Genomic DNA, 24,794 nt, shown 5'->3' on the forward strand with positions numbered 1-24,794 from the left:
TACCGCTTACTTTTTATCGTAAAGTCCAGTATTTCCTTCTTCCAATATAGGCATCAAATTCGCCACGAGTTCGGGGTTTTCCGCTGCTATATTGATAGATTCTAATGGGTCTGTTTGATGATCATAAAGCTCAATTGTCGGCTCAGCTTCTCTAAAATATTTAGTCAGTCTATAGCGGTCTGTCCGCATCGATATTCCATTATGATAATAAGAATAAGCTACATTCCCTTTTTGAGAATTTTTGGAATTTAATAGAGAAGCAAAACTTTCTCCATCCAGATTATTCGGCTTTTCCACGCCTACTAATTCCATCAAAGTTGGGTAAATATCAACAGACTCGACTATAGAATTATCAATTTTACTAACCTTAGAACCCGGGATTTTAAAGATCAGCGCTGAATTTAAAGCATTTTCGAAAAGTGTATGCTTGCCCCAGATTTGCTGCTCGCCAAGGTGCCAACCATGATCTCCCCATACGATCACAATTGTATTTTGATCCAGTTCCAGCGCTTTTAGCTCGTCTAGGATCAAACCGATTTGAGCGTCCGAATAGCTAGCAGCCGCATAATACGCATGTTTGATTTTGTGTGCATATTCATCAGAGAATTTTCTGTCAAGCCCGGCTTTTTCTTCTCCCAGTTGATAGCCGTTGAATTCACCACTTTCGAGTAAGCTTTGACGAGCTACATTTTTAGGGATTGTTGGGTTCTTGGCCAATGGTATCTTTACCTCATCGTATAGGTCCCAATATTTTTTTGGAGCGGTAAAAGGCAAATGTGGTTTGAAGAAACCTACTCCCAAGAAAAAAGGTTGGGAGCTGTCTTTTAGTTCTCTTAGTTTTTTGATCGCTAATTGAGCTGTCAGTCCATCTGGATAACCCAAGTCGTCCACATCACCAGCTTCATATGGTTTGACTTGTTTTTTCATGCTTTGGCGATTTTCTCCATCTGCATACCCAAAGAATGCATTCCAACCAGTTCCCCATTTCCCTGCGTCAAAAAGGAATTCATCCCAACTATAAGGCAGTTCTTTTTTATCAGAAACTTCCTCTTCGTACCCATAAACAAAGCCATCAGCAGAGTGGGAAATTTTGCCCAATCCTATGGTGTAATATCCATTTCTTCTCAAGTGATGAACAAAAGTTTCAGGTATTTCTCCTTCTGGTTTTTTGGGAAATTCATCCTGCATGATGTTGTTACCTAGTTCTGCGGTTCGGCTTGGTCTTTTACCTGTCAGAAAAGCAGCACGGGAAGCTCCACAAGTTGGGACTTGGACAAAATGCTTGGTAAAACTTACACCTTCAGCAGCGAGCTTGTCAAGGTTGGGAGTGATGATGCTGCTATTTTCAAAATGCCCTAATTCTGATCGAAGATCGTCTACAGCGATGAAAAGTACATTTGGTCTATTTACTTGTGCAAAACTCGGAATAATAATTAATCCTAGTGAAGCAATAAGAAATGTATGTTTTAAAAATCTGTATGCCATTTACTGCTATGTTTTCAACCAGTCAATCTAGGGCATTTGCTGTCAAGATAAAAGTAGAATTTGATTGATTGGGTTTTATGGAGCTAGGAAGAAAAGAGGGAAAAGAATAAGAGCTGGAGATTAATATTCCAGCTCTTAGCAATAGTTTAATCCGCTTCTGTCCAAACCGAGACTGATCCAGGAGCGCAATGAAAATCTCCCCAGCCTGATTCATTTACCCAAACCTCGTCCTGGATTTTACCCAGCATGTCTTTGAACTTCTTACCGGCATAGCGAGAACCGATTTCCATGGAGACAGTTGCCCCATCTGCATTGGATAGAACTACAGCACAACCTCCGTGTTCGTCGTTTCCTTCTCTGGTCCAACCAAGCACATTTGGACTTTCGAAGTAGTCTCGCTGCATGCCAAAAGCAAAATCTTTTCGCGCATAAAGCAAATTTTCCAACTCATCTACCCGATTGATGAAAATCTCATGATCCTCACCATCTTGGCCCTTGTCCCAATAGCTCGCGCCATAAAGATCTGGATGAAAGACGCAAGGATATCCATCTTTGCGAAGCAGAATCAAAGCATAAGCCAAGGGTTTGAACCAATATTCGACTGGAGCCTCCAAAGACTGCAATGGCTGTGTGTCATGATTATCGACCAGTGTGACAGCAAGGTCTGGGCTATGAGCAACCAATGTTTTGTCAAATATCTTCCTTAGATCATAGTCACTTCCAGAATTAGAAGCAATGTGAAAATTATGCTGCAGTGCTGAGTCAAACAAGCTCATCGTGCCGTCAGTAGCTTCAATATATTTTAGCAGCAATTCCAGATGGCCAGGCGCCCAATATTCACCTACAGCGAAAATGTCTTTTCCGGTTTTCTCACGGAGAAAATACATCAATTCCTGAAAGTACTCTGGCGCAATATGCTTGACGGCGTCCAGCCTAACCCCATCGTAGTAAGTGAGCTCATGAAGCCATAAGGCATAGTGTAGAATTTCTTGTCGTACCGCGGGATTTCTGAATTCAATGTCGCAGAACATCAGGAAGTCATAGTTCCCTTTTTCGTCGTCAATCATTTCCTCCCAATCGTTTCCATATTCGCTCATGAGATTGAAAATACCATGTTCCTGATTTCTATGGTCGAAATCTACTCCGCTGAAGCAATTGTGATCCCAGATAAAATCCGAATATTTCCCATTTCTACCCGGAAAAGTAAATCGTGTAAACGCCTCGATATCATAGGGTTCAGAGATGGTTTCCAGCCGGTTTTCCTCATTCACTTTCACAGCCTTCAAAATTTCCGATTCATCTCCTCCGGCTTTATGGTTCAGTACAAAGTCGACAATTACCTGAATGCCTCGGTCATGAAGTGCTTGAGTGGCTTCGATGAATTCATCCTTGGTTCCGTACTTTGTTCTTACTGATCCTTTTTGATCAAACTCCCCCAAGTCAAATAAATCGTACGTATCGTATCCGCTGCTTCTTCCGCCATTTTCTCCTTTGCCTGCAGGTGGTAGCCATACGCTGGTGATGCCGAGGTAGCCTAGGTATTCGGCTTTTTCTTTTACTTCTTTCCAAATGGTATCCTCTGGAGAATACCAATGGAAATATTGGATCATTGTCCCGTTTTTCATACTTAAAAGTTGGTTAGTTAGTGGTTAAGATTAATCGGTAAACGCCAAATTTTAAAGATGGTTTAAACAATTTTTAAGCGGGATTTTATGCTTCAAAATGGGGAACTATTAACCCTAAAAAACACCAAAGCTCGATAGAATTCTACCGAGCTTTGAAAGTATTCACTTTTGAAAATGTTTGTTTCTACCAATTTTCCACAGCTACTAATGTTTCATTTTCTACTTTACCAACTAAAGAATAAAGGTCTAGCGTTAGACAAAAATCTATATCAGAATCTATGTTATGATTTTGAAGGCGCTTAGCATGGGAAGCCTGAGATAGAAAGCCTTTCAAATTATGTCCTTCCTTCTCGTAGAGAGATTTCATGGCTATCGCAGCATCATCTTCTGCATCATGGCTAGCTTCTAAGGCTTTTACGAGAGCACCAGCGTACAAAGAATCTTCCAGATTGAATTTGCCTTTCCAGCCTGCACAGTGAATCAACACATCCTTATTGCGAGACTGTATATAGCTTACTGTGGCTTGAAGATTTGGGAAAGCGCCAATCAGAATTTCATCAGCACCAGTAGATTTAGAAATTGCCAAGGTGCCATTGGTAGTAGTCATGGCTAGCTTTTGGCTTTGATAATCTCTGGACAGGTAGGCTAGGGGAGAGTTTCCGAGTTGGAAGCCCTCGGCCATTATTCCATTTCTTTCGCCAGCGATCAAATAACCAGCAGATGCCATTGCTCTGCATTCTTCGAGATCAGCACAGGTTTTAATTTCTGTAATTCCATTTGCCAGCGCAGCAACCATGGTGGAAGTGGCGCGAAATATATCGACCACGACCACAATCTTGCCTTGCAGTTCATGCAGATGAATTAAGTCTGGACTGAAACAGATTTCTACTTGTTGCATTTATTTTTTCAAAAGTGGAAGTTTCTCCACTTGAGCTTTAAGGTTCTTGTTTCTTACCTGGATGAAAATCTCAGTTCCAGCTTTGCTAAACTCAGTTTTCACATATCCCAGTCCTATACCCACTCCCATGCTTGGAGATTGAGTACCGGAAGTCACTTCTCCGATCTCATTTCCTGCTTCATCCACTATTTTATAATGACCTCTAGGAATTCCTCTTTCCTGCATCACAAAACCAACCAACTTCTTGGTAACACCCGCTTCTTTCTGAGCTTTTAGCGCTTCGGAATTGGTGAAGTCTTTGGTGAATTTGGTGATCCAACCCAGTCCAGCTTCCAAAGGAGAAGTGGTATCTGTGATGTCATTTCCATAGAGACAATAGCCCATTTCCATACGGAGTGTATCTCTAGCACCAAGACCGATTGGCTTGATGTCGAAGTCTTTTCCAGCTTCGAACACAGCGTTCCATACTTTTTCAGCATCTTCGTTTTTCACGTAGATCTCAAACCCTCCAGCACCTGTATAACCAGTTCCTGAGATGATCACATCCTGAACTCCGGCAAATTCACCTACAGTAAAATGATAGAATTTAATGTCAGCAAGATTAACTGGAGTTAATGCTTGAACAGCTTCGATTGCCTTTGGTCCTTGGATAGCAAAAGGGAAATATCATCAGAGATGTTTGTCAGCTTCGCACCCATGGTATTGTGCTGGTTTACCCATGCCCAATCTTTATCGATATTGGAAGCGTTTACCACCAGCATGTACTTCTCGTCTTCAAATTTGTAAACGATCAGGTCATCAACAATACCTCCTGTAGCATTAGGAAAGCAAGAATACTGTGCTTGTCCATCCACGATTTTGGAGGCATCGTTGGAAGTTACTTTTTGGATTAGGTTGAGTGCCTCTGGGCCTTCTACCATAAATTCGCCCATGTGGGAGACATCAAAAACGCCAACGCCATTTCTCACGCAAAGGTGCTCTTCATTATCAGAACTGTAACGTACAGGCATGTTATATCCTGCGAAAGGCACCATTTTACCGCCAAGGGCAACGTGCAAGTCATTGAGTTGGATTTTTTTGATTTGCTCTTCCATAATCTGGGTTAATTTTCTAGTGGGCAAAGGTAAGGATTGAGGCGAAAAATGCACTAAAAAAGGCAACCTGATCAGGTTGCCTTCTAATGATTATCAAGATTTAACGCTTATACAGAGAAGCTTTCTCCGCATCCACAGGTTCTGCTTGCATTAGGGTTCACAAATTGGAAGCCTTTTCCGTTCAGTCCATCTGTGAATTCCAGCGTAGTTCCAGCTAGGTATAATAAGCTTTTTCTATCCACCAGGATTTTCACTCCTTTGTCCTCAAATACGTGGTCAGTTTCCACTTGAGCACCATCAAAGCCTAAATCGTACATTAGACCTGAACAGCCGCCACCTTTCACCGAAACACGTATATTCTCATTTTCTGCGCGTCCTTCCTCTTTTTTGAGCTGTAGGATACGCTCTTTGGCTTTGTCAGAAACGATTATCATATCTTTATTTATTACTTTGTCTTAAGTTGAAGTAATGGGAAAACAGTATCACTCCCAAAATGATTCAATGCAAATATAGCAATTTTAAGCATGAGGAAAATCGAGCATATAGGCATAGCCGTTCAGGATCTGGAGAAATCCAATGAGCTCTTTGAGAAGTTACTGGGTAAAAAGCACTTTAAAACTGAGGAAGTGGAGGGAGAAAAAGTAGCTACATCATTCTTTCAGGTCGGAGAAACGAAATTGGAACTGCTTCAGGCTACGGATGAAAGTAGCCCGATTGCTAAATTCCTAGAGCGAAAATCGGAAGGTGTACATCATATCGCATTTGATGTAGAAGATATCAATGTTGAAGTAGAACGATTGAAAGCGGAAGGTTTCGAAATCCTGAATGAAACACCCAAACTTGGGGCAGACAATAAATTAGTGGTATTTTTGCATCCTCGGAGCACGAATGGTGTTTTGATTGAATTGTGTCAGGAGGTGAGTTGAGTAGTTGTAGGTGGTAAGGTTGTAAAGTTTGGTGTACTTCATTATTCATAATTGAAACATTGGAAAATTGGAAGATTGGAAAATTCCCTCCATAAGCTGATTAAGTGTGGCAAGGTTGAAAAGTGGTAAAGTTTGTAAATGACATCAAATCTACTGTGCATCTCGTAAATCGTACTTCGTAAATCTAAATTATCATGAAGTGCCAAAAGAATAAATGAGTTAAAACTGTTGCGCCGATGTGTCGCCGTGAGAAAAAATACTATGTCAGAAAAGAGAACAGAAATAAGCGATTTGGGTGAATTCGGATTGATCGATCACTTGAATGAAAAAGTAATAATTAAAAATTCCAGCACTGTGAAAGGTATTGGTGACGATGCTGCCGTGATTGAAGCTGGAAACATGGTCAAAGTTGTGACTACTGATTTATTGGTAGAAGGGGTTCATTTTGATCTTTCCTATGCGCCATTACCTCACTTGGGGTTCAAAGCAGTGGCAGTGAATGTGTCTGACGTGGCGGCTATGAATGCTGTGCCTAAGCAGATCACCGTAAGCATCGCACTATCCAATAGGTTCTCAGTAGAAGCTATTGATGCGCTCTATGAAGGAATTCATGCAGCATGTGAGCATTATGGTGTGGATTTGATTGGCGGTGATACTACGGCTTCCAGAAGTGGTTTGGTGATCTCTGTTACGGCAATTGGCGAAGCAAAGCCTGAGCAAATCTCTTATAGATCCGGTGCCAAAGAAAATGATATTCTTTGTGTGACTGGTGATTTGGGAGCAGCTTTGGTTGGATTGCAAATCCTGGAGCGTGAAAAGGAAGTTTTTCTAGCTAATCCAGAAATGAAGCCTGATTTAGGGAAATATACTTTAGTCACTGCCCGCCAGCTGAAGCCAGATGCACGGGTTGATATCATCCATGAACTTCGAGAAATGGAAGTAGTGCCAACAAGTATGATGGATATTTCTGATGGCTTAGCTTCAGAGATTTTTCATATCTGCAAAGCATCAGGAGTAGGAGCTACGATCTATGAAGATAAACTTCCGATTGATAAGCAGACTTTTGATACGGCTGTGGAACTGAATCTAGATCCTATCACCTGCGTGATGAATGGGGGCGAAGACTACGAGTTGCTATTCACGATTGATCAAAACGATTTTGCAAAGCTAGAAAAGCATCCGGATATCCACTTTATCGGACATATCAGCAAGGCTGAGGAAGGTAAATTCTTGGTTACAAAAAGTGGAACTGCCGTGCAAATCAAAGCACAGGGCTGGAAGCATTTTTGATATGAATTAGTTTCGACTTAAATCTACCATTTCGTGTAGGTAGCTTTCAACTTTATAAATGTTCTTAATTAATTACATTTTATTCGTATTGCAAAGATAAACTTCAGCTACAATTAGGGTTTTCTGTGTTTTTTTTAGAATTAGAAAATGTTTTAGTTATAAACTTAATTTCTTTATGAAGACTCATGTATTATCCAAAGCGGTTTGTTTAGCAACAATATTATTTTTTAATATTGGGCCTAGCATTGATTTCAAAGAAACTTCAATTATTCCTCAAATCAGTTTAGATCAAATTGTCCAGAATCAAGCTTTTGCTAAAAAAGGGATCCAAGTTGCTCAGTTCCTCAATTATCTTATTCCCTATACAGCTCGACTGAAAAGTATTGTGCAAATGAAAATGTTTGGCTTCATTTTGAAGAATGTGAATATGATGAAATTCAATGTTGTCCAGGTTTAGAATTGGACCCTGAGCCTCAATGTTATGAACTTGGTTAATCTATTTTAGGCTGTCTTTGATAGACAGCCTATCATTTTATGAAAAATTTATATTTAGTACTATTCTTGATTCTGATTTTTTCATGTTCTCAAGATGAACTAACTAGTTCTGATCTGGTTATTAAGGTTAATGTTTCTAATAAGTTGAAACTAGAATTTACAGATATATTTGAATCAGTTAAAGTTATCCCTCTCCAAACAACTGATGATGTGTTAATTAGTGGAATTACTAAAACACTGATAGTCGACGATCTAATTTTTGTCCTTAATAGAAGCGCAACGAATACGATCTTTTGTTTTGATAAATCCGGAAAATTGATTTTTAAAAAGGAGGCTGAAGGGATGGGGCCAAATGAGTTGTATTCCGCTAGAGATTTCACCATTAACAAAGAATTAGATCAATTAGTAGTTTATGATGGGAGACTAGGAAAGCTGATAAGTTACGATTTAAAAGGAAATTGGGTAAGTGAAGTAAAATTTAAAGGAACATCAATCTATGATTTGGTTATTTCAAATGAAGATTTATTCTTTTATGATGGATTAGCTGTTAATGAAGGAGAAAAAGTGTTGAAATTTAATTTTAATACAAATACTACAACTGCAATCAATATCAATGATGAGGATAGAACAATAATTACAAGAGGAATGAGTCCTCCATATTTTTCATTATCCTATGATGAAAAATCAATATATTTTAAAGATTGGGGGAGTAATTCGGTATTTCAGTTTTCCGATAATGATGTCCTTCGTCAAATAAAATTTACCTTTTCAAATAATGAATTCGTTCCAAATCATTCCGCATATGAGGCAGTAGATTATGTGAGGGAATTAAGAGATAAAGATCAATACTCAATCAATAGTCATATGATTGATAGCAAAAATATATTGTTTTTCAATATAGATAAGGGAGCTCGCCGTGAATTAGGACTTTGGATAAAAAATAGAAATACTGCAAACTTGGCTACATTTGAAAATAATATGGATGGGATTTGTCCAGATTTTAGCGCTGTTCCCACCGATTCCAGAATGCCGGGATTTATTACTTGGGCCATATTCCCTAGAGAATTAAAGATATATCTGAACAAGAAAAATGGTAATGACAAAGCTTATAATGAATTTGCTTTAAAGTATAAGGTGGAAGAAGATGGTAATCCAGTATTATTTGTATACAGAATTAAGGATAAGTAATTTTTCTTGTTCTGAGAAACGATAAACCATTTAAAGTATAAAAAGTCTCTTCAAACTTACTTGAAGAGGCTTTTTTATGATCAAGAGTCTTTTAAGCTTCCATGCTTAGGGATTATTTTTTAAGCATTAGCCAACCTCTTGGATCGACGATTGGTGCAGTCTTGCTATTAATCAAAAGTGGTTTCTTACCTAGCTTAACTGTCTCGATTCCCTTATCTGTTTTCAGTTCCACAGGCAGTTCGAAGTCAATTCCTTGCAGTGAAACTTCAAAACCATTGTTTCCCTTTTTAGAGATTTTTACTTCTGGAATATCAGTTGTGTAGAGATATAACTGAAAAAAACCTTCCAAATTTTCTCCTGTAAATGAAGTTACAAAATCAATAAAATCACGCGTATTGACTTGGTTTTTATAGGTGAATCGAGGATCATTCGCGAAGGATTTCAACATCGGGAAGAAAACTTCGTCACCTAAAATTCCGCGTAGGGAATGCATGATGTACGCTCCCTTTGTATAAATCTCTGAATGATAAGCCTCCTCTTCGGTACTATTTACAGGGCTGGCCACTGGCTTGGAATGACTGATAGATTTCAAAGTTCCACCTACTTTTTCGAAGTAAGCCTCTTCACCGCCATGCTCTAAGTAGTAAAGCCAGTCTCCGTAGGCAGTAATTCCCTCATGAATCCAGAAGTCCGCCCAATCACCGACAGAAACCTTATTTCCAAACCATTCATGGCCTAGTTCATGGTGCAATAAATTATCATAATTGACCGCGCCCATTTTCACGAAACGATAGAAGTTTCCATATGCATTGATGGTCTGATGCTCCATTCCGAGATAGGGCGTTTCCACTATTGCTACCTTATCTTTTGGCCACGGGTATGCTCCAAAATATTTCTCATGAGTTTCTGTAGATACTTTTAGTACCTCCAAAATGTCTTTTGCTCTGGCTTTGTTTTCCTGTAAAACCCAGACATGCATGGGGATTTGATCACCAGAAACTGAGGTGAAACTTATCACTTCTTCATGAAAAACGCCCATCGTAAAGTTGATCCCATAATTATTTATAGGATAAGCTGTTGTCCAATGATACGTCTGCTTGTCTTCTTTCTGTGTTACTTGGGCTAGACGCCCATTAGCTGCTATGAAATAAGGTTTTGGAACAGTGATCAAAAGATCAACGCCCTCTGCGGCTTCTGAAGATGGATGATCCAGTGCAGGCATGAATATCTTTGCACCTTCTCCTTGAGATGATAGTCCCATCCAATCATTTCCTAATTGATCTTTTTTCCAAGTAAAGCCACCTTCCCATGGTGGATTTATCGCAATTGGGGTTATTCCCTCATAGTAAATATCCACAGCATCGCAGGAACAAGCAGTGATGAGAATATCTATGAGATCATTGTTATGTGAAAACTCCAATTCAGCTCCTTTGGCCTGGACGCTTGTCACTTTATACTCATCGATAAGGTCTAGACGAAGTGTGTCTAATTGAGTGCTGGTAGAAAATGTGATGGTGCTTTTACCTTTGATTGATTTACTCTCTGGGAAAAGTTCTAATTCCAGCCGGTAATGCTTCACCTCAAACCTTGCTTGCAGCGGATCAATCGGTCCTCCCCAATCCCAATTTTGACCGAGGCTAGAAGAAACCAAAGCAACTAGTAAAAGTGCAGTAGTAAGAATATTTTTCATCTGATGTGGGGTATGACTTTCAAAAGCAAAAGCTAATATAATTTGCTGACTTGCTTTTGCGATTAATGGCTTTGAATTTAAATTTTTCATCTGGCGTTTGTAACTAAAATAAAAAAAACCTCTTCAAACTTAATTGAAGAGGTTTTTTGAGATTAGGAATCCTTCGGGTTAACCGATTGATACTCTTTTGAATGCAGATACAGTCATTCCTTTGCTTACGCTATCAAGATACTGAGCGATAGTCTTGTTGTTGTCTTTTACGAAAGACTGGCTTAGAAGTGTATTCTCTTTGTAGAACTTGTTCAGTTTACCCAAAGCGATTTTCTCAAGCATTTCTTCAGGCTTACCTTCAGCTCTTGCTTGCTCTTTACCAACTTCGATTTCTCTTTCTACTACAGAAGAATCAACGCCGTCTTTATCAAGAGCTACTGGGTTCATCGCTGCAATTTGCATTGCCACGTCTTTACCAGCTTCTTCTACGTCAGTTCCGCTAGTGTTAGTCAATCCTACCAATACACCTAATTTACCATTTGAGTGGATGTAAGGAACTACAGTTTCTGCAGTGATCACTTCGTAATGAGAGATCTCAAGTTTTTCACCGATTTTACCAGTCATCTCAGTGATTTTCTCAGCAACAGTGATGTTTTCGTAAGGTAGTGCAAGGATTTCTTCTACAGAAGATGCTCCTTTTTCTACTGCAAGATCAAGTAGTGTGTTTGCAAATGCACCGAATTCTTCATTCTTAGCAACAAAGTCGGTTTCGCAAGTAAGTGTAAGCAATGTTCCTTTAGCACCGTTTTCAGTTACTTTAGTTACAGCTACACCTTCTTTAGTTTCACGATCAGCTCTGGAAGCAGATACTTTTTGACCTTTCTTTCTGAGGATATCAACAGCTTTTTCGAAATCGCCTTCAGATTCCGTAAGAGCTTTTTTGCAATCCATCATACCGGCGCCGGTCATTTGTCTCAATTTGTTTACTTCTTGTGCAGTAATTGCCATGGTATTATCAGTTTGTATGATTAAACGATATAATTCTATTTCGAAAACCTTGTAGTCTTTGTGAAGAACTAGGAGGGTTTTAATTCGGTACTAGGGAGCATTTGGTCACTAGGAAAAGCCTCACAGGACAAATGCAGGTAAAACAAAAAAATTGAACATAGGCCGAAACCTGATGTTCAATTTTTAATATATTTCAATCAAGTAGTGGATTAATCTTTTGTTTCAGCAGCGTCCACAGCTTTCTTCGCTTCTTCCTCTTCAGTAAGTTTAGCGTCTTCTTTGTCTCTCTTGCGTTCTGAAAGACCTTCTTCGATTGCTGCGCCGAACGCTTTAACTAGTAAAGATACGGACTTGAAAGCATCGTCATTAGCAGGGATAGGGAAGTCAACCTCATTTGGGTTAGAGTTCGTATCTACTAATGCGAAAACAGGGATACCAAGCTTTTTCGCTTCAGCAATTGCAATGTGTTCTCTTTTGATGTCCACGATGAAAAGAGCTGCAGGTAGTCTGCTCAAGTCAGCGATACCGCCAAGAACATCTTCCATTTTGTCTTTCTGACGGGAAACCATCAAACGCTCTTTTTTCGCAAGGTTCTTATAAGCTTCCTCCTTCATCAATTTGTCCAAACCGGACATTTTCTTCAATGATTTACGGATTGTAGCGAAGTTGGTCAACATACCACCTAACCATCTTTCAGTTACGAAAGGCATGTTAAGTCTCTTCGCTTCAGTAGCTACAAGATCTTTCGCTTGCTTCTTAGTAGCAACGAACATCACTTTTTTGCCTGAACGTACAATTTGCTTGATTGCGTTAGATGCTTCGTCGAGGCATACAAGCGTTTTATTAAGATCGATAATGTGGATACCATTCTTCTCCATGAAAATGTATGGAGACATTCTTGGATCCCACTTTCTCGTCAAGTGTCCGAAGTGAACACCAGCATCTAGTAAGTCTTTATATTCTAATTTGGCCATAATATAATTTGTATATTCTGAAGTAAATCCAGATTAACGTTTTGAGAACTGGAATTTTCTTCTTGCTTTTCTACGTCCTGGCTTCTTACGTTCCACCATTCTAGGGTCACGAGTAAGGAAACCTTCTTTTTTCAATGCAGGTCTGTGTTCTGCGTCGAATTCGCACAAAGCACGAGAGATAGCCATACGAGCTGCCTCTGCCTGACCTGTACTTCCGCCACCATCTACATTGATTTTGATGTCGTAGTTACCTTCTACACCTACTAGAGTAAGAGGCTGCTTTACTACGATCTGGTGAAGTTCAAAAGGGAAGTGAACGTCAAGTGCTCTGTTGTTCACGGTGATTTCACCTTTTCCTGGCGCCATGTAAATTCTGGCTACAGAGGTTTTTCTTCTACCGATTTTGTTGATAATATCCATTATAGTCGATTAAAGAGTGATGGCTTTAGGCTGCTGTGCAGTATGTGGATGCTCAGATCCTTCATACACGTACAAGTTGCCGTATAATTTTCTTCCCAATCTGTTTTTAGGCAACATGCCTCTTACAGCTTTCTCGATCAAGATAGTTGAAGACTTGTCTTTCAATAATCTTGGCGTAGAAATACGCTGTCCACCTGGGTAACCTGTGTGTCTCACATAAACTTTTGAGTCCCACTTGTCACCAGTTAATCTGATTTTGTCAGAGTTGATTACGATGACGTTGTCACCACAATCAGCGTGAGGGGTGAAGCTTGGCTTCGTCTTACCTCTTAAGATTTTTGCTACCTCACTAGCCAATCTACCCAAAACTGCTGCTTGGGCATCCACTACCACCCATTGCTTATCTGCAGTCGCGGCATTGGCTGATACGGTCTTATAGCTCAAAGTATCCACTGTGTAACTGTTTAATATTTAGCTTGTTAAATTTATTTCACCCTCAAAAAGGGACACAAAGATAGGAGTATTTTATTTTCGATGCAAAATATTTCCAATACTAAGTCCTAATTTTCACAGGCTTAGCGTTTTACTACCTCTTAAAACCGGTTGTTTCTTGCTCTTTTTCGATCTAAATCTCTTAGCTGGTTTTCTCTAGTTGATTGACCAAAACCTTGAAATCCTTAGGATAGGGCGCATTTACGAATATTTCCTTGTCATCCAGACCCTTAAATCCAATCGAATAAGCATGAAGCGAAACCCGCTGCATAATTGGTAATTCTTCTGTCTCTTTTTTTAAATTGAAGCGACGCTTGATAGAAGAAAGGTATAAAGGGTTGCCTCCATATAAGGTGTCACCACAAATGGGTGACTTCAGATAAGCCAAATGAACCCTGATCTGATGCAATCTCCCAGTGATGGGCTTGCATTCGACTAGGGTGTGCGCATAGTAAGTCTTCAAGGTATTGAAAACTGTCTGTGCTGGCTTGCCATCCTTACTTACTTTGGCGATTCCTTTGTTGTTGGCTAAGAGATTTCGGTCTACCAGCTCATCGCTGAATTCCTTGATCCCTTCCACCACTGCATGATAGACTTTGTTTACTTTTCTGCTTTCAAACTGCATAGCCAAATGCCTGTAGGCCGCTGGATTCTTGGCAATCACTAGACATCCTGAAGTTTCCTTATCCAATCTATGGCACAGCTGGGCATCGGGGGTGTGTGCCTTGGCAAGGTCTAGGATGTTCTGCGCTTCGTGTCTATCGTCTAAGCTTGATAGGTACGGCGGTTTATTGATTACCAGGTAATCCTCGTTTTCAAACAGAATAAGATTGTCAAAATCTACTTTCTTCATGGATTCTCCTGCCTCTTTCAATTGAGGCTGCAAAAGTAGGAAAAAAAGGATGGTTAAAAAACTTCTCTAGGTTTTATTCTTAGAGAGTTGCCGCTTTATGTTTGTCCTCCATAGAGTCGCTTTTCACCAATGGAAGAGAAAAGCTGAAAATAGAACCTTTACCAACTGTTGAACTCACCGAAATCTTGCTTTTGTGACCCTCCAGAATATGTTTAACAATGGCCAGACCGAGGCCTGTGCCTCCTTCTTTTTTATTTCTACTTTTCTCCACACGATAGAATCGTTCAAAAATTCTCTTCAGATCTTCAGGCGGGATTCCCGGGCCGTCATCGGTCACATCTACTTGGATAGTGTTTTTATGGGTTTTTAATACTACCTGTACCTCACCGCCATTTTGATTGTATTTCATGGCATTGAAGATTAGGTTTTGACAAACCCGGTAAATCTTTTGTCTGTCGCCATTCGTAAGGTAATGCTTGTCAGGCTGCACCTCAAACTTTATGTGCATGTCACGCTTAGAAGCTTTGTGCTCCAGCTCTTCCATTACTTCTTCCAAGAGTTCCTTTAAATCAAATTCTGTAAAGTTAAATTTGATTACACCACTTTCCATTTGGTTAAGTGTCAGAAGATCTTGAACTAGGATATCTAGAGAGTCGAGGCTTTTAGCTGCTCGCTTCAGAAAGCGCATACGAACTTGCTTGTCATCTATAGCGCCGTCAAGCAGTGTGTGGATGTAGCCCTGAGTGGCAAAAATTGGAGTTTTCAATTCATGAGAAATATCAGCAATAAATTCCCGACGGAAAACTGCATTTTTCTGTAGTGTGTCTATCTCCTTTTGGCGGGCAATCGCATAGGAGTTGATGACTTTATTTATTTTTCTAAGTGGTGAAATAGAGCCCTTACGGCCTTTTTCGCTGATTTCAGAAAGATCCTTGCGTTGGATTTTTTCTAAAAGAGAATAAATATCCCCAATCTCCTTGAAGATTAAATACTCCAGCATAAAGGAAATCAGCAAATAGGATGACGAAAAAGATACTCCCCAAGCAACTAGGAGCAAAAGAAGGTCTGCGCCATCCATTAAAGACAAAAAAGCCGCAACCAGAGCCGAGATGGCTAAAGCCAGGATCAAAGAAATTCCTCTGGAAGTGGTAAACATTTATTGCCCTAATTCGAATTTATAGCCTACACCTTTCACAGTAGTGATGTAGTCTTCTCCAATCTTTTCACGCACTTTTCTAATATGCACATCTACAGTTCTCGCTAATACAAAGACATCGGCACCCCAGATATTTTGGAGAAGTTCGTCTCTACTGAAAACGATATTAGGGTTTTTGGCTAGGAAATACAACAACTCAAATTCTTTCTTGGGCAGGGTAATTGTCTTTCCAGACTTGTCAATGGTATAACTTCCTCTGTCAATGATTAAGTCACGGATTTTGATTTGAATCTGCTCCTGCTCTTTTTTGGATTCACGTCTGAACAAAGCTGAAATTCTGCTCATCAACGCTCTAGGCTTGATGGGCTTGGTGATGTAATCATCCGCTCCGACGTCAAATGCGGCAACTTCAGAATATTCTTCCATACGCGCTGTAAGGAAAATAATAAAGGTGTTTTTGAGCTCCGGAATCTGTCTTACCTGTAGGCAGGTTTCGACACCGTCCTGATTTGGCATCATGATGTCTAGAAGAATCACATCCGGCAAAAATTTCGCAGCAACTTTTACTGCTTTGATTCCATCTTCGGCGGTTGCTACTTCATAGCCTTCTTTTTGGAGATTGTATTTCAGGATTTCAACAATATCAGGTTCGTCGTCAACTACCAGAACTTTGATTTTTTGCTTATCGCTCATCAGTGATTTCTTAATGTTTGGGTTAAAATTAAGGAATATTTAAGGATTGAAGCCAAACAATAGATTGTCTATGTACGAGCCACACTATGAAAATGACAAGAAAATTTGGTAATAGCAGTACAATGTTATCCTAATGTTATGATCTTTTGAATTAGTTGTTTTTCAGTCCCTTCGCAGATATGATGTCTAAATTCAATGATCCGATAAAAAGATTTGCTTTGATTTTTACAGGGATTTTGTTCTGATCCTTTGTGACCCAGACCTTCACTGGATAATCGCCTCTGAAAAGTTTGTTCTTCGGGAGTTGAGGGGAGAAAATATAAGTTTCTTTCTTGCCAAGGTTGGTGTCTAATGTTTCAGTCCCCTCGTAGATTAACTTTATGTTATATATTTCCTTGTCAAAGAATCCGCGGATTAAGATTGACTCTCCCTCCTTCAAATCTTTCAAATCTTGAGTTCTCAAATAGTAAAAACCGCTCACTAAATCCTGAACTTGTCCTGGTAAATCAAAATCCTTCGTTTCCTTCAAGTGTCTATTCTCTTTGTCAAAAAGCTTCATGGTAGCTTTCTTGTTCTTTTGGTCAAAGTGAACGAACTCATGTTTTCGGTATTTCCCTTCTTCAATATGTCTGTAGGACACGGAGGGTAAATTGGTGGCTACATCTAAGTAAGTTCCCCAGTTATCGTTTACCTTCCCGAATATGGTGGCAGCACCTTTTGTTTTGCCATACACATCAATTTTATAATGTGGTTTTTCGTTCTGCTCTTGAGGTCTTTTGGCAATCTGCATTTTTGCATCAGCTAGATTCAGCCATCCGTAGGATACTTCAAATGAAAGCTCTTCACCAAAAGTAAATGGCGTTGTGCCTTCCGACCCTTGGGCGGAGAGATCGAATAGGGTGAAAAAAAGAAGTACTGATACTGATCCTAGGATTCTTTTCATAAATTTTAATGACAATACCTGACGAAAAGAGGGGTAATCTATAGGTATTACGAAAAAACGTGCCGAAAGGCGATTAAAATTACGAATTTAGTATCCCGAAACAATAGGATAGCACACCTTGGTAATGGACTGCTGTTTATTTACTTTCACTAAATAATTGATAAGACAAATTCAAAACGCATGAGTAATAACGCCGAAAAACTAAAAGCCTTACAGCTGACTATCGATAAGCTGGATAAAACGTACGGTAAGGGCACCGTAATGAAGCTTAGTGATAATAAAGTGGTGGATGTACCTGCGATATCTACTGGCTCACTAGGGTTGGATATAGCATTAGGCGTCGGAGGAATTCCCCGAGGCAGAGTGATTGAAATATATGGCCCAGAATCTTCTGGAAAAACTACCCTGACACTGCACTGTATCGCTGAGGCTCAAAAGGCAGGAGGGTTGGCGGCTTTCATCGATGCGGAGCATGCATTTGATAAGAGCTACGCAGAAAAACTTGGTATAGACACTGAAAATTTATTGATCTCTCAGCCAGATAATGGTGAGCAAGCATTGGAGATAGCCGAGCATTTAATTCGTTCAGGAGCTATTGACATCATTGTGATTGACTCGGTGGCTGCTTTGGTGCCAAAAGGTGAGCTGGAAGGCGATATGGGAGACAGCAAAATGGGCTTGCAGGCTCGATTGATGTCTCAGGCTTTGCGAAAGCTCACTGGAGCTATTAATAAAACTGGATGCTCTTGTATTTTCATTAACCAGCTTCGTGAGAAGATCGGGGTTATGTTTGGTAATCCTGAAACTACGACTGGTGGTAATGCATTGAAATTTTATGCGTCTGTTAGGCTAGATATCAGAAGAATAGGTCAGATTAAAGAAAGTGCAGACAATATCCTTGGTAATAGAACTAAGGTGAAGGTGGTGAAAAATAAAGTGGCGCCTCCTTTCAAAGTAGTGGAGTTTGACATCATGTACGGGCAAGGTATTTCCAAAGTGGGGGAAATCATTGACCTTGGTGTGGAACTGGATATTATCAAAAAGGCAGGTTCATGGTTCTCCTATAATGGAGAAAAACTTGGACAAGGCCGTGAAGCTGTGAAGACCCTACTTTTGGATAACCCTGAATTGATGGAAGATCTTGAAATAAAGATCAAAGCTGCCTCTGGATTATCGAAAGGAGCTAGCGCAGTAGTCGAGGAGGAGTAAACCTTTTCTACAGTAAGCAAAAAGCGGTTGTCAAATTATTGACAACCGCTTTTTGCTTTATATGCTCTGTGCTATTTAGGTTGTCCGGATCGCCTCTACAGGATCCATTCTTGCAGCTAAAGTAGCAGGGACAATTCCTGAAACTACTCCGATAATAGTGGAAACTCCCAAGCCTAATACAATGTTGCTGATCGATAGTACGATCTCCAAAGTTCCCAATTGAATAAAGGTTAGGAAATAGACGATAATTATTCCTGTAATTCCTCCGATTAGACTAAGGCAAATAGATTCAAATAGAAATTGGAAAAGGATAAAATAATTTTTTGCGCCCAATGATTTTTGGATACCTATGATGTTTGTTCGTTCTCGAACAGACACGAACATGATATTAGCGATACCAAACCCGCCTACAAGTATTGAAAATCCACCAATTACCCATCCTGCGATAGAAATGACGTCAAATACGGATCCTATGGCATTTTGGATAAACTCAGTTTTGTTTAATGCAAAATTATTTTCGTCTCTTGGTTTTAGTCCTCTTTTGGCACGAAGTAATCCTGTCATTTCATTTTCTAAAGCAACTAGCCCGATGTCCTCTTCCATGCCCTTCACTGCGATCACTGGCTCCAGACCGTTTCTTCCCGTATAGTACATTTTGGTAAAAGCTCCATAAGGGATTAGACAGGCTTCGTCTTTAGACCCACCGCCAAATAAGCCTTCTCCTTCTTCCTCAAAGATACCGATCACGGTGAACTTCATTCCTCTGATTTTAATGGGTTTGCCAAGTGCTTCTTGCTGTGGGTAAAGCGTGTTTGCAATTTCCCTTCCTATGATTGCTAAATTCCTTGAGGCATTTATTTCTGAGGGTGTAAAATATCTACCTTCCTCAATGGATAGCTCATAGACATCTTGATAGGAGTAGACAGCACCGGTAAGAGCCATACCTTGATAGGCATTGCTTCCGGCTTTTACAGTTGTATTAGCAGATGCTGCAATTGTGACCGCTTCCGCAGATGTCAACCTTTGCTGCAGAAATTCATATTCAGCTACAGTACCGGGGGGTCTTCGGAAATATTTCCACCAAGGGTAATCCTGTGGCCCGTTTGCATAAGGGAATCTATCCACTCTCATTACATTAGTGCCTAGAAATGAAAAGGATGATTTGATGTTATTTTCTAAAGAGTCGACTAAGGTGAATACAGCTATAATGGCGAAAATACCAATTGTCACCCCTAATAGGGATAATATGGTACGCGTGAGACTAGTCTTTAATGCTGCGATCGCGAAGCGAAAACTTTCCCATGAGAGTTTGAAAAAGAGCATGCGTTAATAGTTGGTTTAAAACAATTTGTCAAGTTAGCTGAAATTGCCTGATTTTGTTAGTATCTTTGCATTTTTTAGAGATATTCTAAATCACTCAAGACATCTAAAACTTAACTATGAAATCGAGCATGTCGGAAACGACACATATTGGCATGTTTATCAGCCCTGCGAGATTCCATAAGGCCTTTAAAAGACAAATAATAAACATATGAAATTATCGGATTTCAAATTTGACGTTCCAAAGAAACTAGTAGCTCATTATCCAGCAGCCAACAGGGATGAATCCAGGCTAATGGTTGTCCATCGTGATACTGGTGAAATTGAACACAGAGTTTTTAAAGATATTATCGAATACTTTGGTGAAGGTGATGTCTTTGTTACTAATGACACCAAAGTGTTTCCTGCAAGGCTTTATGGCAACAAAGAGAAAACCGGTGCAGAAATCGAGGTGTTTCTTTTAAGGGAATTAAATGCGGAATTGAAACTTTGGGATGTGTTGGTAGATCCAGCTCGTAAAATCAGAGTAGGTAATAAGCTGTATTTCGGAGATTCTGATCTTGTTGCGGAAGTAATTGACAACACTACTTCTAGAGGTCGTACAATTCGCTTCTTGTTTGATGGGACTGAAGAAGAATTCCATAAGACTATAGATACGCTTGGTGAAACCCCTCTTTTGAAGGAATTTATTGAAAGAAAAGTAAGAAGCAGAAGATAAAGAAAGATATCAAACTGTATTCGCTAAGAATGTGGGCGCTGTTGCAGCACCTACAGCTGGCTTGCACTTTACTCCTCATTTGCTAAAAAGGCTAGAGCTTCAGGGTGTTGATGTGACTCCTATTACTCTTCATGTTGGTTTGGGGACTTTCCGTCAGGTAGACGTAGAAGATCTGACTAAGCATAAGATGGATTCCGAAAACTATGAGATTCCTGATAGAACTGTAGAATTGGTGAATAGATCATTGGATGCTAAAAAGCGAGTGGTAGCTGTGGGTACAACTTCATTGAAAACGATTGAGTCCTCGGTGACTGCAAACGGTCGTTTGAAAGCTAGTGCTGGCTGGACAGATAAGTTTATCATTCCTCCTTACGAGTTTAAAATCGCTAATTCGTTAATTACTAATTTCCACCTTCCAGAATCTACCTTGCTAATGACAGCAGCGGCATTCGGAGGTTACGATTTGGTGATGAAAGCATATAAAGAAGCCATCAAAGAAAAATATCGATTCTTCTCTTACGGAGACGCGATGTTGATCCTTTAAAACTGAAAGCTCCGAAAGGAGCTTTTTTTATGTTCACACAGATATAACTTTGAAGTAAAATCTGAGCAAGTTTGATTCTTTACATTTGGGCAAATCTAGTATGACAAACAAAGCTGCAATCCTAGTCGCAGGCGGAAGAGGCACCAGAATGGGCAGTCCTATTTCCAAGCAATATTTACCCATTGCTGGGCAGCCGGTATTGATGCGCACACTTTCTGTGTTTTATAGCGTCGATCCATCTATTGAATTAATTCTAGTTTTGCCCGAGAATGATTTTTCGTATTGGGAAGAGCTGTGTCAGCATTATCAATTCACTATCTCTCATCGATTGGTAGCAGGTGGCAATTCCAGGTTTCAATCTGTGAGAAACGGCTTGAATTCTCTGAACCCTGAGACCGAACTGGTCGCTATCCACGATGGAGTTCGTCCCTTTGTAGACATAAAAGTAATCTCAGAAAGTTTTGAAACTGCCCAGCAACAGGGTAGTGCCATTGCTGTCATTGCATTGAAAGATTCAATCAGGAAGCTGACAGCTGATGGAAAGTCATTTTATCAGGAGAGGCAAAATTTTCGCTTGGTGCAAACCCCTCAGACTTTCCAAGTAAAGAAAATCAAAAAAGCTTTTGCAGTAACCGAACTCCAACAGTTTACCGATGATGCTACTGTGTATGAAAATCAAGGTTGGCAAGTGACGTTGATTTCAGGAAATCCTGAAAACATCAAGATTACTACTCCTGAAGATATGGATTACGCGGAGTTTATCGCAGCGAAGCAATCGTCAGATCGGTAAAAATTGCGGGTGAAATTTCACCGACTTTTTTATGTGTTTCACCGACTTTTAGGTTGAGTTGGCCTTTTGTTCATTTCTTAAGAATGTCCCGTCCAGTACTTTCGATCATCATTAAAAAATGAATGAGATGAAATCGAGCAGGAATCAGAAGCCTTATGCAGGAATGATGACTAACCAGGCGAGATTAAATTTGGCTTTACAAAACTAATTACAAAACAGATGAAACGAAATCGCATAAACAACAATGATGGAGGGATGGTCTTCGGATTTATAATCCTCGCAGTAGGTGTCCTGATTTTACTTAGAAAGCTAGATATTTTCTATCCTGATTGGTTACTATCCTGGCCGATGATTTTAATCGCAATAGGGGTGATTACTTTGGTTAAGCATGAGTTCAAAAGTTTCTTTGGAGTATTGATGCTAGGTGTAGGTTTATTCTTTTTACTTGAGCAGGAGTTTGATTTTCATTTCGGATTGCAGCGATTTATTTTCCCAATAGCTCTTATCCTGGTCGGTATTTATCTGATTACAAAAAAGCGGCAAGAGCAGCAGGTTTTAAATGATATTCAGGAAAAAATCAGGGCTAAATCTACCGCTTCCCCAGCTTCTGGTGAGGAATATAAAATAGGCGAGGAGTATAATAAAGGAGAAAAATCTTCTTTTTCAAGCCAAGCTTCCGGAGCTAAATCTTACTCAGGAATGTCTGGTGTTTCTGGTACCAGCTACTCAGATAGTGTTTCTATAGATTCTATCTTCAGCGGAATAAATAAAAGAATGCTTACCAAGAATTTCCAAGGAGGTAAACTGACTGCTGCCTTTGGGGGGATTGACCTAGACCTGACTCAATCAGACTTTTCTGGCATGGTGACCCTTCAGGTAGATGTGATTTTCGGCGGTGTGAAATTAGTAGTTCCTCCGCACTGGGATGTACGGGTAGAAGTAACCAACATCGCTGCAGGAGTGGAAGATAAGCGGGTGTACCGTCAGTCGGAAGTGGATTCAGATAAAGTTATGGTGATCAGGGGAACAGTCTTCTTTGGTGGCTTGGAAATCAAATCTTATTAACGAAATTCCTTTCTTAAAACCACCAAATTTTGTTTTCTAAAGCATTTTCAAACCCTTCTAAAAGTATTTGGATCGTACAAGGAGCCGGAGTAATCTGGTTCCTTGTTACATTTGGGCTGCTAGTTTTTTATGGAATTGATCAGTCAACAGCTATAGTCGATTCCTTGGTTTTTGCCTTGCTTTTCTCTCTGGGAGTAAATATGCTGGATCGGGTTTTCGGCTTTTATATTCCCAAAGGAAGCAATAACTGGTTGCTCCTGGGAGTGCCTTTGATATTCAGTTTCTTGGCTGTTCTTTCTCACCAATATTTACTCAGGTGGATTTATTCTGATCAGGAGACTTACCGGAATTTTCTCAAGTCGCACTTTTACCTCAGATGGGCAATTTTGGGATTGGCGGAGACACTTGTAGGGCTCATTGCAATTGTAGTTTCGAAATTAGAACAGCAAAATGAAACTCAGAAAAGAGAGGTGATGATGAATGAACTTTCTCGGGAAGCAGAGTTGACCCAGTTGAGACAGCAGCTACAGCCACATTTTCTATTTAACAGTCTGAATTCTATAAGTGCACTCACTGTCTCTCAACCTCAAAAAGCCAGAGAAATGGTGCTTCAGCTTTCAGATTTTCTTCGCGGAACAATCAGAAAAGACCATCAGCAATGGGTGAGCTTAGACGAGGAATTGACTTATTTAAAGATGTATTTGGATATAGAGCGGGTGCGATTTGGGCATAGGTTAGAGGTGGTGTTTAATTTGGCTGATGAAGTAAAGCAAATGCGAGTGCCCCAGTTATTGATTCAGCCGCTATTGGAGAATGCCATAAAACATGGGCTTTATGGGATCACGGAGGACGTGAAAATACTTGTTCAAGCATATAAGGAGCAAAATTATTTGATGCTGAAAATCGAAAATCCTTTTGATCCTGAGGTGGCTGCTCCCAAAGGAACTGGCTTTGGATTAAGTTCAGTAGATCGGCGACTATTTTTGCTTTTTGGCAGGAAAGATCTCTTGGAGTCTAAAGCTGAGGACTCGCTTTTTACTGTTATTTTAAAAATACCCCAACAGAAATGATCAAAACTTTAATCATAGATGATGAGCCATTGGCTGCTAGTATTGTGCAGGAGTTTTTAGCAAATTTCCCTCAGTTTGAACTCGTAGGAGTTTACCAAAATGGATTTCAGGGACTTAAAGCTATTCAAGAACATAACCCCGATTTGATTTTTTTGGACGTACAGATGCCTAAAATCACCGGTTTTGAAATGCTCGAACTCCTAGATGAGCCTCCGGCGGTTATTTTCACTACGGCTTTCGATCAGTATGCTCTGAAAGCCTTTGATGCGATGGCGATTGATTACTTGCTGAAACCTTTTTCTCAGGAGCGATTTAATCAGGCTATAGATAAGTTTCTTGCCCAGCAAGCGGGGGCAGACGAAAGCACTCAAAAACTGAATGAGTTGGCTGAAAAAAGAAATCGGCTGGTGGTCAGAGTTAAGAATGAGATCAAAATTATTCCTACACACGAAGCGATTTTTTTTGAGGCCGAGGACGATTACATCGCTATTCATACAGCTTCGGGTAAATACTTAAAGAAGATGACCATGAAATCTCTCGAGGAAGCTTTGGATCCCAGTAAGTTTGTGCGTGTGCATAGGTCATACCTGATCAATTTGAATGAGATCACCAAAATAGAGCCCTATGAGCGCGATAATTACCTGGTGTTATTAAGAGGAGGTGAGAAGGTGCCAGTGAGTAAGACAGGGTATTCTAGGCTGAGACAGGTTTTGGGCTTATAGTTTTCAGTGAGCAGTTGCAGTTTTTAGTTGTCAGGGATCAGTCGCAGTTTTCAGTTGCGAGTATTCAAGCCTGAATACTTTTACTAATTGAATCTTCAGACTGCAAGGTCATGCGAACTACTTAGTGACTCTGCG

The 24,794-nt window shown here is 40.0% G+C and carries 22 protein-coding genes and 2 pseudogenes; 9 read left to right on the forward strand and 15 right to left on the reverse strand.

Annotated elements, in window-relative coordinates; translation table 11 throughout:
• Nucleotides 1–6: 6 nt before the first annotated feature.
• The 5 genes and pseudogenes from AC0L6R_RS04250 to AC0L6R_RS04270 all read right to left on the reverse strand — a co-directional run bounded on the left by AC0L6R_RS04250 (nucleotide 7) and on the right by AC0L6R_RS04270 (nucleotide 5,536).
• Complete coding sequence (locus AC0L6R_RS04250; protein WP_473270074.1) at nucleotides 7–1,485, reverse strand: sulfatase; 1,479 nt, start codon at nucleotides 1,483–1,485, stop codon at nucleotides 7–9.
• A gap of 146 nt (nucleotides 1,486–1,631) precedes the next feature.
• Nucleotides 1,632–3,110, reverse strand: coding sequence for an alpha-amylase (locus tag AC0L6R_RS04255; protein WP_473270075.1), 1,479 nt, complete (start codon nucleotides 3,108–3,110; stop codon nucleotides 1,632–1,634).
• Between the two features lie 184 nt (nucleotides 3,111–3,294).
• Nucleotides 3,295–4,008, reverse strand: a complete 714-nt coding sequence (locus tag AC0L6R_RS04260) for a 2-phosphosulfolactate phosphatase (RefSeq protein ID WP_473270076.1) — start codon at nucleotides 4,006–4,008, stop codon at nucleotides 3,295–3,297.
• Nucleotides 4,009–5,102 (reverse strand): annotated as a pseudogene (gene gcvT / locus AC0L6R_RS04265) (glycine cleavage system aminomethyltransferase GcvT). It abuts the gene before it with no gap.
• Nucleotides 5,103–5,209: 107 nt separating this feature from the next.
• Nucleotides 5,210–5,536 (reverse strand): HesB/IscA family protein, encoded by a 327-nt coding sequence (locus AC0L6R_RS04270; protein ID WP_192348245.1) that lies wholly within the window; start codon nucleotides 5,534–5,536, stop codon nucleotides 5,210–5,212.
• A 90-nt stretch (nucleotides 5,537–5,626) separates the two neighbouring features.
• Here AC0L6R_RS04270 and mce point away from each other — a divergent pair, with 90 nt between their 5' ends.
• The 3 genes from mce to AC0L6R_RS04285 all read left to right on the forward strand — a co-directional run bounded on the left by mce (nucleotide 5,627) and on the right by AC0L6R_RS04285 (nucleotide 9,001).
• Entirely contained in the window at nucleotides 5,627–6,028 is a 402-nt protein-coding gene (mce, locus tag AC0L6R_RS04275; RefSeq protein ID WP_473270077.1) for a methylmalonyl-CoA epimerase, read from the forward strand.
• A 261-nt stretch (nucleotides 6,029–6,289) separates the two neighbouring features.
• Nucleotides 6,290–7,318, forward strand: coding sequence for a thiamine-phosphate kinase (gene thiL, locus AC0L6R_RS04280; protein ID WP_473270078.1), 1,029 nt, complete (start codon nucleotides 6,290–6,292; stop codon nucleotides 7,316–7,318).
• Between the two features lie 534 nt (nucleotides 7,319–7,852).
• The gene (locus tag AC0L6R_RS04285; protein WP_473270079.1) at nucleotides 7,853–9,001 is read left to right on the forward strand and encodes a 6-bladed beta-propeller; all 1,149 of its coding nucleotides are present in this window, start codon (nucleotides 7,853–7,855) and stop codon (nucleotides 8,999–9,001) included.
• A 112-nt stretch (nucleotides 9,002–9,113) separates the two neighbouring features.
• Here AC0L6R_RS04285 and AC0L6R_RS04290 read toward each other — a convergent pair whose 3' ends face one another.
• The 9 genes from AC0L6R_RS04290 to AC0L6R_RS04330 form a co-directional block, all read right to left on the reverse strand.
• The gene (locus AC0L6R_RS04290; RefSeq protein WP_473270080.1) at nucleotides 9,114–10,781 is read right to left on the reverse strand and encodes a M1 family metallopeptidase; all 1,668 of its coding nucleotides are present in this window, start codon (nucleotides 10,779–10,781) and stop codon (nucleotides 9,114–9,116) included.
• A gap of 78 nt (nucleotides 10,782–10,859) precedes the next feature.
• Nucleotides 10,860–11,690 carry a translation elongation factor Ts gene (gene tsf / locus AC0L6R_RS04295; protein WP_283414489.1) on the reverse strand — a complete coding sequence of 277 codons (831 nt, stop codon included), beginning with the start codon at nucleotides 11,688–11,690 and terminating at the stop codon, nucleotides 10,860–10,862.
• Nucleotides 11,691–11,899: 209 nt separating this feature from the next.
• Nucleotides 11,900–12,664, reverse strand: a complete 765-nt coding sequence (gene rpsB / locus AC0L6R_RS04300) for a 30S ribosomal protein S2 (protein WP_283414488.1) — start codon at nucleotides 12,662–12,664, stop codon at nucleotides 11,900–11,902.
• Nucleotides 12,665–12,697: 33 nt separating this feature from the next.
• Nucleotides 12,698–13,084 (reverse strand): 30S ribosomal protein S9, encoded by a 387-nt coding sequence (gene rpsI, locus AC0L6R_RS04305; RefSeq protein WP_111612705.1) that lies wholly within the window; start codon nucleotides 13,082–13,084, stop codon nucleotides 12,698–12,700.
• Nucleotides 13,085–13,093: 9 nt separating this feature from the next.
• Nucleotides 13,094–13,537, reverse strand: coding sequence for a 50S ribosomal protein L13 (gene rplM / locus AC0L6R_RS04310; RefSeq protein ID WP_091697417.1), 444 nt, complete (start codon nucleotides 13,535–13,537; stop codon nucleotides 13,094–13,096).
• A gap of 181 nt (nucleotides 13,538–13,718) precedes the next feature.
• The gene (locus AC0L6R_RS04315; RefSeq protein WP_283414487.1) at nucleotides 13,719–14,429 is read right to left on the reverse strand and encodes an RluA family pseudouridine synthase; all 711 of its coding nucleotides are present in this window, start codon (nucleotides 14,427–14,429) and stop codon (nucleotides 13,719–13,721) included.
• Between the two features lie 79 nt (nucleotides 14,430–14,508).
• Nucleotides 14,509–15,585 carry a sensor histidine kinase gene (locus tag AC0L6R_RS04320; RefSeq protein WP_283414486.1) on the reverse strand — a complete coding sequence of 359 codons (1,077 nt, stop codon included), beginning with the start codon at nucleotides 15,583–15,585 and terminating at the stop codon, nucleotides 14,509–14,511.
• Nucleotides 15,586–16,278, reverse strand: a complete 693-nt coding sequence (locus tag AC0L6R_RS04325) for a response regulator transcription factor (RefSeq protein ID WP_283414485.1) — start codon at nucleotides 16,276–16,278, stop codon at nucleotides 15,586–15,588.
• 151 nt (nucleotides 16,279–16,429) lie between these two features.
• Nucleotides 16,430–17,221: a DUF3108 domain-containing protein gene (locus AC0L6R_RS04330; RefSeq protein WP_283414484.1), complete on the reverse strand. Its 792-nt coding sequence runs from the start codon at nucleotides 17,219–17,221 to the stop codon at nucleotides 16,430–16,432.
• A gap of 180 nt (nucleotides 17,222–17,401) precedes the next feature.
• Between AC0L6R_RS04330 and recA the strand changes: the two genes are divergently transcribed.
• Nucleotides 17,402–18,430, forward strand: coding sequence for a recombinase RecA (gene recA / locus AC0L6R_RS04335; protein ID WP_283414483.1), 1,029 nt, complete (start codon nucleotides 17,402–17,404; stop codon nucleotides 18,428–18,430).
• Nucleotides 18,431–18,505: 75 nt separating this feature from the next.
• Here recA and AC0L6R_RS04340 read toward each other — a convergent pair whose 3' ends face one another.
• The gene (locus tag AC0L6R_RS04340) at nucleotides 18,506–19,753 is read right to left on the reverse strand and encodes an ABC transporter permease (protein ID WP_283414482.1); all 1,248 of its coding nucleotides are present in this window, start codon (nucleotides 19,751–19,753) and stop codon (nucleotides 18,506–18,508) included.
• A 208-nt stretch (nucleotides 19,754–19,961) separates the two neighbouring features.
• Here AC0L6R_RS04340 and queA point away from each other — a divergent pair.
• From queA to AC0L6R_RS04365, 5 genes and pseudogenes are all read left to right on the forward strand, one after another.
• A pseudogene (gene queA, locus AC0L6R_RS04345) lies at nucleotides 19,962–21,012 on the forward strand (tRNA preQ1(34) S-adenosylmethionine ribosyltransferase-isomerase QueA).
• Between the two features lie 100 nt (nucleotides 21,013–21,112).
• Nucleotides 21,113–21,802 carry a 2-C-methyl-D-erythritol 4-phosphate cytidylyltransferase gene (locus tag AC0L6R_RS04350; protein ID WP_473270081.1) on the forward strand — a complete coding sequence of 230 codons (690 nt, stop codon included), beginning with the start codon at nucleotides 21,113–21,115 and terminating at the stop codon, nucleotides 21,800–21,802.
• Nucleotides 21,803–22,021: 219 nt separating this feature from the next.
• Entirely contained in the window at nucleotides 22,022–22,867 is an 846-nt protein-coding gene (locus AC0L6R_RS04355; protein ID WP_283414479.1) for a LiaF transmembrane domain-containing protein, read from the forward strand.
• A gap of 29 nt (nucleotides 22,868–22,896) precedes the next feature.
• On the forward strand, nucleotides 22,897–23,937 hold the full coding sequence (locus AC0L6R_RS04360; protein WP_473270082.1) for a sensor histidine kinase: 1,041 nt from the start codon (nucleotides 22,897–22,899) through the stop codon (nucleotides 23,935–23,937).
• A complete protein-coding gene (locus AC0L6R_RS04365; protein ID WP_283414477.1) occupies nucleotides 23,934–24,659 on the forward strand; it encodes a LytR/AlgR family response regulator transcription factor in 726 nt (241 codons plus the stop codon). The genes AC0L6R_RS04360 and AC0L6R_RS04365 overlap by 4 nt, the downstream gene beginning before the upstream one ends.
• Nucleotides 24,660–24,794: the final 135 nt, after the last annotated feature.

It is taken from the genome of Algoriphagus sp. 10J20-15, assembly GCF_055809615.1.